The 14,044-nt window shown below is 69.5% G+C and carries 19 protein-coding genes and 1 tRNA gene; 15 read left to right on the forward strand and 5 right to left on the reverse strand.

The window, feature by feature from the left end; translation table 11 throughout:
• Positions 1–72: 72 nt before the first annotated feature.
• Together rlmB and EV656_RS13040 are read left to right on the forward strand one after the other, a co-directional pair.
• On the forward strand, positions 73–861 hold the full coding sequence (gene rlmB, locus EV656_RS13035; protein WP_132604820.1) for a 23S rRNA (guanosine(2251)-2'-O)-methyltransferase RlmB: 789 nt from the start codon (positions 73–75) through the stop codon (positions 859–861).
• Positions 862–1,074: 213 nt separating this feature from the next.
• The gene (locus EV656_RS13040) at positions 1,075–1,551 is read left to right on the forward strand and encodes a CoA-binding protein (protein WP_132604822.1); all 477 of its coding nucleotides are present in this window, start codon (positions 1,075–1,077) and stop codon (positions 1,549–1,551) included.
• 13 nt (positions 1,552–1,564) lie between these two features.
• On the opposite strand, the gene EV656_RS13045 is transcribed toward EV656_RS13040, so the two are convergent.
• Entirely contained in the window at positions 1,565–1,900 is a 336-nt protein-coding gene (locus EV656_RS13045) for a DnaJ family domain-containing protein (protein WP_132604824.1), read from the reverse strand.
• 21 nt (positions 1,901–1,921) lie between these two features.
• Positions 1,922–2,317, reverse strand: a complete 396-nt coding sequence (locus tag EV656_RS13050; protein WP_132604826.1) for a DUF2147 domain-containing protein — start codon at positions 2,315–2,317, stop codon at positions 1,922–1,924.
• A gap of 132 nt (positions 2,318–2,449) precedes the next feature.
• Here EV656_RS13050 and hisA point away from each other — a divergent pair, with 132 nt between their 5' ends.
• From hisA to EV656_RS13070, 4 genes are all read left to right on the forward strand, one after another.
• On the forward strand, positions 2,450–3,169 hold the full coding sequence (gene hisA, locus EV656_RS13055; protein WP_132604828.1) for a 1-(5-phosphoribosyl)-5-[(5-phosphoribosylamino)methylideneamino]imidazole-4-carboxamide isomerase: 720 nt from the start codon (positions 2,450–2,452) through the stop codon (positions 3,167–3,169).
• Positions 3,170–3,173: 4 nt separating this feature from the next.
• Positions 3,174–3,437, forward strand: a complete 264-nt coding sequence (locus tag EV656_RS13060; RefSeq protein WP_132604830.1) for a hypothetical protein — start codon at positions 3,174–3,176, stop codon at positions 3,435–3,437.
• 64 nt (positions 3,438–3,501) lie between these two features.
• A complete protein-coding gene (hisF, locus tag EV656_RS13065; protein WP_132604832.1) occupies positions 3,502–4,263 on the forward strand; it encodes an imidazole glycerol phosphate synthase subunit HisF in 762 nt (253 codons plus the stop codon).
• Entirely contained in the window at positions 4,260–4,568 is a 309-nt protein-coding gene (locus EV656_RS13070; RefSeq protein WP_132604834.1) for a phosphoribosyl-ATP diphosphatase, read from the forward strand. Before hisF ends, EV656_RS13070 begins: the two co-directional genes overlap by 4 nt.
• 35 nt (positions 4,569–4,603) lie before the next feature.
• Here EV656_RS13070 and EV656_RS13075 read toward each other — a convergent pair whose 3' ends face one another.
• Positions 4,604–5,311 (reverse strand): NUDIX hydrolase, encoded by a 708-nt coding sequence (locus EV656_RS13075; protein ID WP_132604836.1) that lies wholly within the window; start codon positions 5,309–5,311, stop codon positions 4,604–4,606.
• The gene (locus EV656_RS13080; RefSeq protein ID WP_132604838.1) at positions 5,272–5,670 is read right to left on the reverse strand and encodes a DUF983 domain-containing protein; all 399 of its coding nucleotides are present in this window, start codon (positions 5,668–5,670) and stop codon (positions 5,272–5,274) included. The genes EV656_RS13075 and EV656_RS13080 overlap by 40 nt, the downstream gene beginning before the upstream one ends.
• 196 nt (positions 5,671–5,866) lie before the next feature.
• Between EV656_RS13080 and EV656_RS13085 the strand changes: the two genes are divergently transcribed.
• From EV656_RS13085 to EV656_RS13100, 4 genes are all read left to right on the forward strand, one after another.
• A complete protein-coding gene (locus EV656_RS13085) occupies positions 5,867–6,532 on the forward strand; it encodes an EF-hand domain-containing protein (RefSeq protein WP_132604840.1) in 666 nt (221 codons plus the stop codon).
• Positions 6,533–6,606: 74 nt separating this feature from the next.
• Positions 6,607–7,191: an RNA polymerase sigma factor gene (locus EV656_RS13090; protein ID WP_132604842.1), complete on the forward strand. Its 585-nt coding sequence runs from the start codon at positions 6,607–6,609 to the stop codon at positions 7,189–7,191.
• A gap of 25 nt (positions 7,192–7,216) precedes the next feature.
• Positions 7,217–7,588 (forward strand): dihydroorotate dehydrogenase, encoded by a 372-nt coding sequence (locus EV656_RS13095; protein ID WP_132604844.1) that lies wholly within the window; start codon positions 7,217–7,219, stop codon positions 7,586–7,588.
• Between the two features lie 2 nt (positions 7,589–7,590).
• Complete coding sequence (locus EV656_RS13100; RefSeq protein WP_165919010.1) at positions 7,591–8,106, forward strand: periplasmic heavy metal sensor; 516 nt, start codon at positions 7,591–7,593, stop codon at positions 8,104–8,106.
• A gap of 151 nt (positions 8,107–8,257) precedes the next feature.
• Here the strand turns inward: EV656_RS13100 and EV656_RS13105 are convergent, their stop codons facing one another.
• Positions 8,258–9,652 carry a diguanylate cyclase gene (locus EV656_RS13105; protein ID WP_132604848.1) on the reverse strand — a complete coding sequence of 465 codons (1,395 nt, stop codon included), beginning with the start codon at positions 9,650–9,652 and terminating at the stop codon, positions 8,258–8,260.
• A gap of 117 nt (positions 9,653–9,769) precedes the next feature.
• Here EV656_RS13105 and EV656_RS13110 point away from each other — a divergent pair, with 117 nt between their 5' ends.
• From EV656_RS13110 to EV656_RS13130, 5 genes are all read left to right on the forward strand, one after another.
• Positions 9,770–10,045, forward strand: a complete 276-nt coding sequence (locus tag EV656_RS13110) for a DUF3572 domain-containing protein (RefSeq protein ID WP_132604850.1) — start codon at positions 9,770–9,772, stop codon at positions 10,043–10,045.
• Positions 10,046–10,103: 58 nt separating this feature from the next.
• A complete protein-coding gene (locus EV656_RS13115; protein ID WP_132604852.1) occupies positions 10,104–10,805 on the forward strand; it encodes an HAD family hydrolase in 702 nt (233 codons plus the stop codon).
• An 85-nt stretch (positions 10,806–10,890) separates the two neighbouring features.
• Positions 10,891–11,862 carry a class II fructose-bisphosphatase gene (gene glpX, locus EV656_RS13120; protein WP_132604854.1) on the forward strand — a complete coding sequence of 324 codons (972 nt, stop codon included), beginning with the start codon at positions 10,891–10,893 and terminating at the stop codon, positions 11,860–11,862.
• Positions 11,863–11,865: 3 nt separating this feature from the next.
• Positions 11,866–13,614, forward strand: coding sequence for a single-stranded-DNA-specific exonuclease RecJ (gene recJ / locus EV656_RS13125; protein ID WP_132604856.1), 1,749 nt, complete (start codon positions 11,866–11,868; stop codon positions 13,612–13,614).
• Between the two features lie 76 nt (positions 13,615–13,690).
• Positions 13,691–13,765: transfer RNA gene (locus EV656_RS13130), tRNA-Glu, on the forward strand.
• Positions 13,766–14,044: the final 279 nt, after the last annotated feature.

The following is a 14,044-nucleotide window of genomic DNA, read 5'->3' on the forward strand; positions in this document are numbered from 1 at the left end:
AACAGGAAAATCCTTGCCGCGGCGCGGGGGATTGCGCATGGTCGCGCCCTGATCCGGCAAAGGGGTGAGATCGTGGCCAAAAAGCCCACCTGGGTGATCGAGAAGGAACGCGCACGCCGCGCTGCGGCGGCGGAAACGCTGTGGCTGTTCGGCTTGCACGCGGTGCGCGATGCGCTGGCCAATCCGGCGCGGGACAAACTGCGGCTGGTGGTGACGAAAAACGCCGCCGACAAGCTGTCCGACGTGATCGCCACGGCGGGTGTGACGCCCGAGATTGCCGATCCGCGCAAGTTTCCCGTGCCGCTGGAGCCGGGCGCCGTGCATCAGGGCGCGGCGCTGGAAACCCGGCCGCTGGACTGGGGCAAACTGTCCGATCTGTGCGCCGCAGGGCACGGGCCTGCCCGCGTGGTGCTGCTGGACCGTGTCACCGATCCGCATAATGCGGGCGCGATCCTGCGCTCGGCCGAGGTGTTCGGCGCGCGCGCGGTGATCGCGCCGCATCGCCATTCGGCCCCGGAAACCGGCGCACTGGCGAAAACCGCGTCGGGCGCGCTGGAACGCCAGCCGTACCTGCGGGTGCCCAACCTGGCCCGCGCGATGGCCGAGTTGCAGGGCATGGGCTATACGCTGCTGGGGCTGGCCGGCGAGGCGGAAACCGACCTGGGCGCGGCGCTGTCGGGTCTGGGCGACAGGCCGGTGGGGCTGGTGCTGGGGGCCGAGGGGCCGGGCCTGCGGCAATTGACGCGCGATACCTGCGATGCCTTGGTGCGTATTCCGGCCGCCGGTGTGTTCGGGTCGCTCAATGTCTCCAACGCGGCGGCCGTCGCCCTATATGCAGCGGCAGAGGCTGCACGGGACTGAGCGCGCCGCGCGGAAAAATCTTCACGACAATCCTTCCTGGCTGCGTGTCGATCACGCTTGCATGAGTGGACTGGAATGTCGCCCTGCGCGCCCCATTTCTTGCAGATGAGGGGCAGGGCTTTGGAACGGCCTTGTCCCGCTTCACTGTCCCTCGTTCCGCGACTTGCGCCCGGTGCTCTGGCCCGGGCGCCTTTTTGTGGGTAGCGTTGCGCCATGACTGACATCGGCGACGACCAGATCCGAACCATTTTGCAGCGCGCCCGCGTCATCGCGGTTGTTGGCCTGTCCGCCGATCCGGTGCGGCCCAGCCACTATGTCGCGCGATACCTTCAACGCCGGGGCAAGCGGGTGATCCCGGTCAACCCGCGTCTGGCCGGGCAACGCGTGCTGGGCGAACCGGCCTATGCCGACCTGGCCGCGATTCCCGCCGATCTGCCCGTGGACATGGTGGATATCTTCCGCCAGTCTGACCACGTTCCCCCCATCGTCGAGGAGGCGCTGGCCAGCCTGCCCGCCCTGCGCACGGTCTGGATGCAGATCGGCGTCCGGCATGAGGATGCCGCCGCCCGTGCCCGCGCGGCCGGGTGCGACGTGGTGCAGGACCGCTGCCCCAAGATCGAGTATCAGCGCCTGTTCGGCGAATTGCGCATGGGCGGATTTGCCACCGGGATCGTATCCTCGCGGCTATAGCGGTTCCGGGCGCTCAGGGCGCCATGAAACGGCGCCGGGCCTCTACGGCGGTATTGTAGCGCTGGTCAAGCTCGGCGATCAGGGCCATCGCCAGGCGTTTTTCCTCATCGGTTTCGGCGGCTGCGTAGGCCTGTTTCGCTTCTTCCAGCAGCGCCTTGATTCGGAATTCCTCTGGCAGGGCGCCGGCCTCTGCCATCAGGCGCACGGCGACCTGCGTGGCCATGTCGGTAAAGGCCAGCCCGCTGCGGTCGGGCAGGGGCTGGCCCTCGCCCCGCAGTCCGGTCAGCTGGCCTTCTGCGATGGCCTTGCCGATCTGGCGCTCAACCAGTTGGCGCAGCGAACGGGGCATGGTTTCAATGCGGCGCGGCGGTCAGCGCACGCGCTTCCACTTGCCGCCCTGGCGGCAGATGCCCATCACGCAGCCCTCGACCGACAGGAAGTCGCCCTGCAACTCCATCTTGGAATTGTAGGTCTTGCCGCGGTCGGGGGCCCAGACCTTGCCGTCGCCGTAGCGGCCCGGCCCGGTGGGCACCATGTCCCAGACGATGGCCTTGCCGACATTGTCGCTGTCGATCTGGCGGCCCTTGCCGTCATAGGCGCGGATCAGGGTGCCGCACAGTTTGGGCCCGCAGGGGGCGATGCGGATGTGGCCGAAATTGCCGTTGTCGTCCAGGCCAGTCTGCCAGACGCCCTCGGCCGGGTCGGCGGCAAAGGCGGGGCCGGCCAGCGCCAGGCCAAGCGCGGCAAGGGCTGCGATGCGTTTCATGTGATCCTCCCGTTTGATGGGGGCAGTGTGACGCTTGCCGGGCCGCCCGGGCAAGCGTGACGTGGGGTTGCGTTGCATTCGGGGGGGAAAGCTGCATAACGGCGCCAAACCCGGCCAGACGGAGCGCGCCCCATGATCCTGTATCCCGCTATCGACCTGAAGGACGGCCAATGCGTGCGCCTGCTGCGCGGCGAGATGGACAAGGCCACCGTGTTCGGCGACGACCCCGCGGCGCAGGCGCGGGCCTTTCAGGATGCGGGCTGCGAATGGTTGCACCTGGTGGACCTGAACGGCGCCTTTGCAGGCCAGCCGGTCAATGCGGCGGCGGTCGAGGCGATCCTGGCTGCAACGGACGTGCCCGCGCAATTGGGCGGTGGCATCCGCGACATGGCCACGATCGAGATGTGGCTGTCCAAGGGGCTGGCCCGCGTGATCCTGGGCACGGTCGCGGTGGAAAACCCCGAGCTGGTGCGGCAGGCGGCCAAGGCGTTTCCGGGGCAGGTCGCGGTTGGCATCGACGCGCGCAAGGGCCGCGTCGCCACCAAGGGCTGGGCCGAGGAAACGGATGTCATGGCGACCGACCTGGCGAAAAGCTTTGAGGACGCGGGCGTGGCCGCGATCATCTATACCGATATCGACCGCGACGGGGCGATGGGCGGCCCGAACGTCGCCGCGACCGAGGATCTGGCCCGCGCCGTATCCATCCCGGTGATCGCCTCAGGCGGGGTGTCCTCATTGGCCGATCTGGTGGCGCTGCGTGATACCGGCGTGATTGCCGGGGCGATTTCGGGCAGGGCGCTGTATGACGGGGCGCTGGACCTGTCGGCGGCCCTGTCCGCGCTGAAGGGGTGATCCGATGCGCCTTGCCCTTGCCGCCTATCTGTTGCCGGTGACGCTGCTGGCGCTCTACGGGCTGCTGGTTTTGGGGCTAAAGCTGGTCAGTGGCTGCCCGCCCGCCCACGGCCCCTATGAACATTGCATGGTTACGGGGGTCGATTTCGCGGGTTTCGTCAATTCCGGGGGGCGGCTGGGGATGGTGTTTGCGCCCATCGCCCTGGGCTGGCTGGTGCTGGGCGGGTTGGCCTATGCCCTGGCGCGCCGGTTTCGCGCCGGAGAGTGAGCCGCGATTGCACCCCGGCCGCGCAGCGCGTATCACGGGCGCGACGCAATCCCGGACCCTGCCCATGCTGAAAACCCGCATCATCCCCTGCCTTGACGTGGCCGACGGCCGCGTGGTCAAGGGCGTCAACTTCGTCAATCTGATCGATGCCGGCGACCCGGTCGAGGCGGCCAAGGCCTATGACGCCGCTGGCGCGGACGAGCTGTGCTTTCTCGACATCCACGCCACCCATGAAAACCGCGGCACGATGTTCGACGTGGTGCGCCGCACAGCGGAACAGTGCTTCATGCCGCTGACCGTGGGCGGCGGCGTGCGCACGGTCGAGGATGTGCGCGCCCTGCTGCTGGCGGGGGCGGACAAGGTCAGCTTCAACTCGGCCGCGGTGGCGAACCCGGACGTGGTGCGCCAGGCCGCCGATCAGTTCGGCAGCCAGTGCATCGTGGTTGCCATCGACGCGAAACAGGTCAGCCCCGGCAAGTGGGAAATCTTTACCCATGGCGGGCGCAAGCCCACGGGCATCAACGCGGTGGAATTCGCGAAAACGGTTGTGGCCAAGGGGGCAGGGGAAATCCTGCTGACCAGCATGGACCGGGATGGCACCAAATCGGGCTTCGACCTGGACCTGACGCGCACGATTTCCGACGCGGTTGATGTGCCGGTGATCGCCTCGGGCGGGGTGGGGGAGTTGGACCACCTGGTAGAGGGCGTGACCAAGGGCGGCGCCAGCGCGGTACTGGCGGCGTCGATCTTTCATTTCGGCACCTTCACCATCGGCCAGGCCAAGGCCCATATGGCCGCCGCCGGCATCCCGGTGAGGCCGGCATGAGCGCGCTGGAACGCCTTGCCGCCACCATAGAGGCCCGCAAGGGCGCGGACCCGGATACGTCCTGGACGGCCAAGCTGCTGGCCAAAGGCCCGGAAAAATGCGCCGAGAAATTCGGCGAGGAATCGGTCGAGGCCATCATCGAGGCGGTCAAGGGCGATCGCGACCGCCTGACATCCGAGGCGGCGGATGTGCTGTATCACCTGCTGGTGATGCTGGCCGCGCGCGATGTGGCGCTGGCGGATGTTCTGGCGGAACTTGAACGGCGCGAGGGCACATCCGGCATCGCCGAGAAGGCCGCGCGCTGAGCCACGGTTTTTCGCGAAAAACCGTGGCTGCGGGGTTAGCCCAGGCGGCGGAATTCCGACCGCCCCGTCCGATTGTCGAAAAACGGCACGCTTGCGGGGGGCAGGCCCGTTTGGGTCAGGCGCGCCACCTCGGCCAGCACGACCTCGGTGATGAAGGGCAGGTCGAAGCGCCGCGCCTCGGCCAGCGGAACCCATTGCAGGTGGCTCAGTTCTTCCTCGGCGCCGGAAAAATCGTCGGGATCGTTGGCCACGGCCTCGGCCTCGACCAGGAAGAAGCGCGCGTCGAACCGGCGCGGCCGTCCCGGCGGGGTGACCGCGCGAAAGACGAAATGAAACCCCGCGGGCGAGGGCAGATGCCCGCTGTCGGCAAAGCCGCGCCAGCCGCGGGGCGCGGGGCGGTCCCAGGCGCCCGGCGTGCCAAAGATCAGGCCGGTTTCCTCCCACACCTCGCGGATCGCCGCCGCCACCAGGGCCGAGGCAAGCGCGGGGTCGGTTTCAGCGCGCAGGCGCGCATCGCAATTGCCGGTCAACGGGCAGGCCAGCGGCACATCGGCATCGGTGGCGTCCACGGCGCCGCCGGGGAAGACGAATTTGTTGGGCATGAAGGCCGCGCTGGCGCCGCGCTGGCCCATCAGGACGCTTGGCACGCCGCCTTTGTCGCGCAGCACGATAACCGTTGCCGCGTCGCGGATCGGCGGATCGCCTAGGTCCTGTCCCCGAAGCCGTGCATCCGTTTCGCCCATTGCAATGCCACCATCACCCCTTTCAGACGGGGTAGAAGGTATAGGGCCAAGCCCACGCAGCCAATGGTGAAAACAGAGGTAACCACCAGCGGATCGGGATTGAAGGCAGATACGACCCAGGCCAGCAGCGGCGTCATCAGCGCCCCGACGATCAGCACGGTCAGATAGGCCGGGCCGTCATCGGAATGGTGGTGATGCAGATCCTCGGTGCAGACCGGGCAATGATCGCGCACGGTCAGGTAGCCCACGAACAGCGGACCCGCCCCGCAATTGGGGCAACGCTTGCACCAGCCGCGAATAACGGCCTCGCCCAGCGGTCTTTGATCGGACTCGCACATATGTCCATCGGTCGTCGTCATGGCCGCGCCTCCTGCCGCGCGTGTCCCTAAAGGTAGGAAACAGGCCCCTATTTCCTAGAGGACGCGCTGTCCTTGCGGCGGGATGTCGCAAAATATCCGCCGCCCCGGCGACGGAAGTTCCTGGCCGCCGCGTATCAGGGGCACAAGGCGGCCAGAGGGGCCGCGATGGAATGCCAACCAGCGAAGGAGATGACAGATGACACGCATGCGCAAGGGACTGGCGATGACCGCGATGGCGGCCGGTGCGGCCGCGGTATTCGTTGCCGGAACGGTCGGTACGGCCAGCGCCTGGGGTTTTGACCGCGCGGCTGGGATGTTCAGCCAGATGGATGCCGACGAGGACGGCAAGCTGAGCCTGGAAGAATTCAGCGCCCGCGCCAAGGCGCGCTTTGAGGGGCTGGACAAGGACGGCGATGGTTTCCTGACCAAGGAAGAGGCCGCCGAGCTGCGCCCGCAAGGCCGGCGCTGGGACGGCCCGCGCGGTGGCCATGGCCGCGGCGGTCCGGGCATGATGCCCTATGGCCAGCAGATGGGGCCGGGCATGCAGGGTGGCCAGCAGATGGGTCCGGGCTATGGCGCCTTCGGCGGCATGCAGGGCACGGGGCCGATGGGGTCCGGCGGTTTCGGTGATCCGACGCTGACGCCCGAGCAGCGCGCCGAGCGCGCGGGCCAGCTGGTCGAACTGCTGGATGCCGATGGCGACGGCAAGCTGTCCGCCGAGGAAATGGCCAGCCGCCCGGGGCCGGAAATGATCTTTAACCGGGTCGATGCCGATGGCGATGGCGCGATCTCGAAGGAAGAGTTCGACGCCGCGATCGAGAAATTCGGCGGCCGCTTCGGCCCGCGCGGGATGATGCGCTAAAACGTGGTGCGGCGGGGCCGGACGCGCCCCGCCGCATTGCCGCACCGACCGGGACCGGATAGGCCGGAGGCAGGATGGACATGGCCTTGGACGCATCGGGCGAGGAAACGGACGAAGACCTGCTGGCCGCTTACGGTCAGGGCGACGCCCGCGCGGCGCGTATCCTGACGCTGCGGCTGACACCGCGGGTTCTGTCCTTTGCCGCCCGCCTGCTGGGCGACGCGGCCGAGGCCGAGGATGTCGCGCAAGAGGCGATGCTGCGGCTTTGGCGGATGGCGCCGGACTGGCGAACGGGCGAGGCCAAGGTATCCACCTGGCTGTTTCGGGTGGCCTCCAACCTGTGCACCGACCGGCTGCGGCGGCGCCGCAGTCAGGGGTTGGACAGCGTGCCCGAGCCCGAGGACGACACGCCGGGGGCAGAGGCGCGGCTGTTGACCGAGGCCCGCGCCCGTGCCCTGCAAGAGGCGCTGGACGGGTTGCCGGAGCGACAGCGCCAGGCCGTGATCCTGCGCCATCTCGAGGGGCTTGCGAACCCCGAGATCGCGGAGATCATGGAGATCAGCACCGAGGCGGTCGAAAGCCTGACCGCCCGGGGCAAGAGGGCGCTGAAGGCGGGGTTGACCGCGCGGCGCGGGGAATTGGGGTTGCACGATGACTGAGCGGATGGACCGGGATGGACCGGCGATGACAGACGCGGAACTTGACTCGCTGTTCGAGGCTGCGCGGGTATCTGCGCCCGATCCCTCGGCGGCACTGCTGGCCCGGATCATGGACGATGCCATGGCCCAGGCCGGGGCGCGGGCCGTGCCCGATCCCGCGCCCGCCCCGCAGCGGCGGCCAGGCGGATCGGTGCGCCGGCGCCTGCTGGCCTGTGTCCTTGCCGGGCTGGGCGGCTGGCCCTCGATGGCCGGGCTCGCAACCGCGGGCGTTGTGGGAATATGGATCGGCTATGCCGATCCGGTGGGGCTGGATGCCGTGACCACGGCGATGCTGGGCGGCGGCTACGGGCCGGCCGATCTGGCGCCCAGCCTCGATACATTCTTGCAGGAGGGCTGAGCATGGCCGACACGGATACGACCAAGACCCCCGCGCCGCGTACGCGCACCTGGGTGCGGGTGGCGCTGATCGTCAGCCTGGCCCTGAACCTGCTGATTGTCGGCATGATCGGCGGTGCCGTTGTGGGCCATCGCGGCGGCCCCCCGCGCGCGGATATGGGCGAGGCCGCCTATGGCCCCTATGCCCGCGCCCTGGCCGATGAGGACCGCGCCGCCCTGCGCCGGGCGATGCGGGCAGAGGCGCCGCGCCTGCGCGAAAACCGTATGGCGGTACGGCAGGGGTTTCGGGATCTGCTGGGCGCGCTCCGCGCCGATCCCTACGAACCCGGCCGCGTCGCCGATATCCTGGCCGAGCAGGAGGCCCGGGTGCGCGACCAGGGGCAGATCTGGCGCGGTCTGTTGGTGACGCGGCTGGAAACCATGTCGCCGGAAGAGCGGGCCGCCTTTGCCGACCGGCTGGAACGTGTCCTGCGGCGCGGTCCGCCCGTCCGGGACCATCGTGACGGGCCGCGGCGCTAGGGCTGGGCACACCCGCTACCGCCCGAAAGGCATCGCATTTTCAATGTGATGCCTTCGGTGCGTTGGGGTTTTCCTTGCACATCACCGGGTCCGCACTGCGCGATGGTACGCGGGGCGGCGACGCCCCTTTCGTTAGCGTGCTCAGCCGTCTTCAGGCGGCGGTTCGGCTGATCTCGACCATGTTGCGCCCGCCCGCCTTGGCGGCGTAAAGCGCGCGGTCGGCCTCTGCCAGCAGGTCGGCGACCGCGCGTTCCGCGCCGGCCCCGGCGACCACTGCCCCGCCCCCCATGGTCACGCCCAGGCTGACGGTTGCCGTGATCGTTCCCGGGCTGCCGGGCAGGGTAACCGGGCTGCCGCCGACCGCCTGGCGCAAGCGCTCTGCCGTGGCCAGCGCACCGGCGCGATCGGCGTCGGGCAGCGCGATCAGGAATTCCTCTCCGCCGATGCGGGCCAGCAGGTCGGTATCGCGCAGGGCGCGTTTCAGCCGGTGAGCCACCTCCATGATGACGCTGTCGCCCGCCGCGTGGCCGTGCCGGTCGTTGACCTGCTTGAAGCGGTCGATATCCAGAACGATCACCGCGAAATCCCGGCCGGACTGCGCCGCGCGCCCGGCCATGCGCGCCAGTGCGGGCAGGGCATAGCGGCGGTTGTAAAGGCCGGTCAGCGCATCCGTCACCGCCAGGCGCAACCCATCCTCCAGCGAGGCACGCAGCCGTTCGGCTTGTCGTTTGCGCCGCAATTGGTTGCGGATGCGCAGGACCAGCTCTTCGGGGTCGACGGGTAGGGGCAGGATGTCGGTCGCGCCCAGATCCAGCGCCATGGCGGCCGTGTCGCCCGATGGCGCCTCGGTGGCGAACAGGATGGCGGCGTGGCGCGTTTCGGGGCGGATGCACAATTCGCTGACCAGACCCAGCCCGGCGGGTTCATGGCCCGGATCGGTGCCGATCACGAACAGGTCGGGCGTGGGGCTGTCGGGGGGCGGCGCCAGCGCCTGGGCACGGGTCATCGTGGTCAGGCGGTCGCGGCACCGGCCGGTCAGGGCCTCGCGCCAGCCACGCGCCAGCCGCGGCGGCGCGACCAGCGCGATGCGGCCCGGTCCCTCGAACCCGTTGGACGGCTCCGCAAAGCCGAGGGCGGCCTGCGCCGCGCTGCCCTGGGTCAGGTCGTGATTGCGCGCATGGGTGCGCAGCAGGCTACGGACACGGGCCAGCAGGCCGGTTCGGTTCAGCGGCTTGGTCAGGAAATCATCGGCGCCGGCCTCCAGCGCGCGCAGCCGGGCCGCCGGGTCGGGCGAGGCGGTCACGACGATCAGCGGCAGGTCGGCGGTTGTGGGCATGCTGCGCAGGTGACGGCACAGTGCGACCCCGTCCATGTCGGGCAGCCCCACGTCCAGCAGCACCATATCCGGCGGCTCGCGCGCGATTTCTGTCAGCGCGTCCTGTCCCGTTGCCGCCTGGGCCACCCTGTAATGGGCCCGTTCCAGCAGAACCTTCATGACGATTCGGTTGGTGGCCAGATCGTCGACGATCAGAACCGTGCGGGGCATTTCCGGGGCCCTCCCTGCGGACGCGAAACGCGGAACTCTTGACTTGCAACACGGGCTTCAGTTTCCGGTAGGAAGGGTTAACAAACTCTTTAACACTGTTCGAAGTGGAGGGGGCAGATGCACGACGAGTCCGAGCTGCTGGCGTTGCGGGCCCTGGCATGGCTGGTGGGCAACGACGAATTGCTGCCCGTCTTTCTGGGGGCCACCGGCGCGGGCGAGGCCGACCTGCGCGCGCGTGCCGCCGAGCCGGAATTCCTGGCCTCCGTTCTGGATTTCCTGCTGATGGACGATGCCTGGGTCATCGCCTTTTGCACCGCCGAGGGCCTGCCGGGCGAGGCCCTGTTGCGGGCGCGGGCCGCGCTGCCCGGCGGGGCGGACCCGCACTGGACCTGACCGCTTGCGTTGCGGCGCCTGTCCCGGCAAGAGGGGGTGACAGCAGCAGGCAGGTTTCATGGGCAGATTGACCGCGATCCTTTTCGACAAGGACGGCACGCTTTTCGATTTTCACGCGACCTGGGGCGGCTGGGCGGCCGATTTCCTGACCGAACTGACGGATGGCGCCCCGGATGCCATGGCCCGGTTGGGGGCGGCCATCGGTTTCGATCCCGCCACCACGCGGTTTGATCCGCATAGCCCGGTGATCGCGGGCACCCCGGACGAGGTCGCCGCGCTGATGCTGCCCCACCTGCCGCAGATGACCCCGCGCGCGCTGCTGACGCGGATGAACGCGGCGGCGGCCAGGGCGCCGCTGTGCCCGGCCGTGCCGCTGCCGCCGCTGATGGCCGATCTGGCCGCGCGCGGGCTGGCGCTGGGGGTGGCGACCAACGACGCCGAGGCCCCGGCGCGCGCGCATCTGTCCGCCGCGGGTGTGCTGGAGCGGTTCGATTTCATCGCCGGCTGCGACAGCGGGTTCGGCGCCAAGCCGGAACCGGGGCAGTTGCTGGCCTTTGCCGGGGCGGTGGGGTGCGCGCCGGACCAGGTCGCGATGATCGGCGACAGCCGCCACGACCTGCACGCGGGCCGCGCGGCGGGGATGACCACGATCGGCGTTCTGACTGGCCCGGCCCGGGCACAGGATCTGGCCGACCTGGCCGATGCGATCCTGCCCGATATCGGCCACCTGCCCGATTACCTGAGCGCCGACGCCGGTTAGGGCGCGGTCCTGCGCCCCCTTGTCTTGGCGGCGCCGGGGGGGCTAGATATCGGCATACCATCCATTGCAGCCACAGGATTTCCCGATGTCCCCGACCGCGCCCACCGATTTCAACGACCGGATGCTTTCCCTCGGTCTGGCCCGTGTTTCCGAGAGGGCGGCGCTGGCCTCGGCCAAGCTGATCGGCCATGGCGACGAAAAGGCCGCCGACCAGGCCGCCGTCGATGCCATGCGGACCGAACTGAACCGGCTGGATATCCAGGGCGTTGTGGTCATCGGCGAGGGTGAGCGCGACGAGGCGCCGATGCTGTATATCGGCGAAGAGGTCGGGTCGGGCGAAGGTCCGGCGGTGGATATCGCGCTGGACCCGCTGGAGGGCACGACGCTGACCGCCAAGGACATGCCCAACGCCCTGGCCGTGATCGCGATGGGGCCACGCGGGTCGATGCTGCACGCGCCCGACGTGTACATGGAAAAACTGGCCATCGGGCCGGGCTATCCCGAGGGTGTGGTGACGCTGGACATGTCGCCCGCCGAACGGGTGCGCAAGCTGGCCAAGGAAAAGGGCGGCGATACCGATGACATCACCGTCTGCATCCTGGAACGCCCCCGGCACGAGGCCCTGATCGCCGAGGTTCGGTCCACCGGCGCGGCGATCCGCCTGATTACCGATGGCGACGTGGCCGGTGTGATGCACTGCGCCGAGGCCGATCGGACCGGCATCGACATGTACATGGGGTCGGGCGGGGCGCCCGAGGGGGTGCTGGCCGCCGCCGCGCTGAAATGCATGGGCGGGCAGATGTACGGCCAGCTGCTGTTCCGCAACGATGACGAGCGGGGCCGCGCGGCCAAGCACGGCGTGACAGACCTGGATCGCGTCTATGCCCGCGACGACATGGTGACCCGCGACGTGATCTTTGCCGCGACCGGGGTGACCGACGGTTCGCTGCTGCCGGGGATCAAGCGTGAGGTCGGCTGGCTGACCGCCGAGACCCTGCTGATGCGGTCCAAGACCGGCTCGGTCCGGCGGATGACCTACCGCACGCCCATCGAGTGAGGCATGGCAGACCCGTTCCTGGGTGTTGAATGCTCGGCCACCGGGCGGCGCTGGCGCGGCCCCTCGGCCGAACAGGACCGCCAGGCCGAGGCGCTGGCGCAGGCCGCGCGCCTGCCCGCGCCGGTCGCCGCTGTTCTGGCCGCGCGCGGCGTGCCGCCCGAGGGCGCCGCGCCCTTTCTGGAGCCGACGCTGAAGGATTTGCTGCCCGATCCGCTGTCCCTGCGCGACATGGGGGCGGCGGCGGAACGCTTTCTGGCCGCTGTCAGCGGGCGCCAGCGCATCGCCGTGTTCGCCGATTACGACGTGGATGGTGGCGCCTCGGCCGCGCTGCTGCTGACCTGGCTGCGCGAGATGGGGTTGGCGGCGACGCTGTATATCCCCGACCGGATCGACGAGGGGTACGGCCCCAACGTCCCGGCGATGGAACAGCTTGCCCGCGACCACGACCTGATCGTCTGCGTCGATTGCGGCACCCTGTCCCATGATCCGATCGCGGCGGCCAGGGGCGCGGACGTGATCGTGCTGGATCACCACCTGGGCGCGGAAACCCTGCCGCCCGCGCTGGCCGTGGTGAACCCCAACCGCCAGGATGAAGATGGCGATCTGGGGCATCTGTGCGCCGCGGGCGTGGTGTTCCTGATGCTGGTCGAGGTGAACCGCCAGATGCGCGCGGCGGGGATGTCCGGCCCCAATCTGTTGGCCTTCCTGGACCTTGTCGCGCTGGCGACGGTTGCGGATGTGGCCCCCCTGACCGGCGTCAACCGCGCGCTGGTCCGGCAGGGGCTTAAGGTGATGGCCAAACGCGCGCGCCCCGGTCTGGTGGCGCTGGCGGACGTGGCGCGGATGGACAGCGCGCCGACGCCCTATCACCTGGGTTTCCTGTTGGGGCCGCGGGTCAACGCGGGCGGGCGCATCGGCAAGGCGGATCTGGGCGCGCGCCTCTTGTCCACCGCCGACCCGGCCGAGGCCGCGGCCATTGCCGAACGGCTGGACCAGCTGAACACCGAACGGCGCGAGATCGAGAATGCCGTGCGCGCCGCAGCGCTGGACCAGGCCGAGGCGCGCGGGCTGGATGGCCCACTGGTCTGGGCGGCGGGCGAGGGCTGGCACCCAGGCGTGGTAGGCATCGTGGCCAGCCGGTTGAAAGAGGCCACCAACCGCCCCGCCGTGGTGATCGGGCTGGACGGGGACGAGGGCAAGGGATCGGGCCGTTCCATTTCCGGCGTCGATCTGGGCGCGGCGGTCCAGCGGCTGGCGGCAGAGGGGCTGCTGGTCAAGGGCGGGGGGCACAAGATGGCCGCCGGGCTGACCGTGGCCCGTGACCGGCTGGAAGACGCGATGGAGCGTTTGGGCGAGTTGCTGGCCCGGCAGGGCGCGGGCCAGGCGGGTCCGGCCGACCTGCGGCTGACCGGCCTGCTGATGCCGGGCGCTGCCACCGTCGAGATGGTCGAGCGGATCGAACAGGCCGGCCCCTTTGGCGCAGGCGCCCCCGCGCCGCGCTTTGCCTTTGCGGACATGGCGCTGTCCTTTGCCCGGCGGGTGGGGGACAGCCATCTGAAGATCACCTTTGGCGACGGGATGGGCGCCCGGCTGGAGGGCATCGCCTTCGGCGCCTTCGACGGTCCGCTGGGCCCCCTGCTGGAGGAGCACGGCGGCGCGCGCTTCCATCTGGCCGGCCGGCTGGACGTCAACACCTGGCGCGGCCAGGCCCGCGTGCAACTGCGCCTGGAGGACGCCGCTCGCGCCGCCTGAAAAAAGCGTGGACGGGTTGAAAATTCCTCTTGCGCCCCCCGGCCAGTTTTCCTAGATAACGCCGCACGCGCTGGATGGCCCGTTCGTCTATCGGTTAGGACGCCAGGTTTTCAACCTGGAAAGAGGGGTTCGATTCCCCTACGGGCTGCCACTTTCTCCAGAATACCGCTATCCTAAAACAGCGCGGGTTATGATCCCCGCTTGCCCTGGAAATGGTTGGCAGGGCTGGTGTTTAACCCCACCGGGTGTGGCATCTGCGGCCCGCTCAGCCCCGGCCTCTGCCTGATCCTTGCCGGACTGATCGGTCGTGTCCTGTGCCCCGGCGTGGTCTTTGCGGCGATGCCGCTGGCCTGCGCGTCGCACGATGTGCGGCGAAGCGGCCGTTTGTCCCTGCCTTGCGCTGGATCAATGCCCCTCGCGGCGGCGCGGG

This window comes from Rhodovulum adriaticum, from assembly GCF_004345735.1.
Classification (GTDB): domain Bacteria; phylum Pseudomonadota; class Alphaproteobacteria; order Rhodobacterales; family Rhodobacteraceae; genus Rhodovulum; species Rhodovulum adriaticum.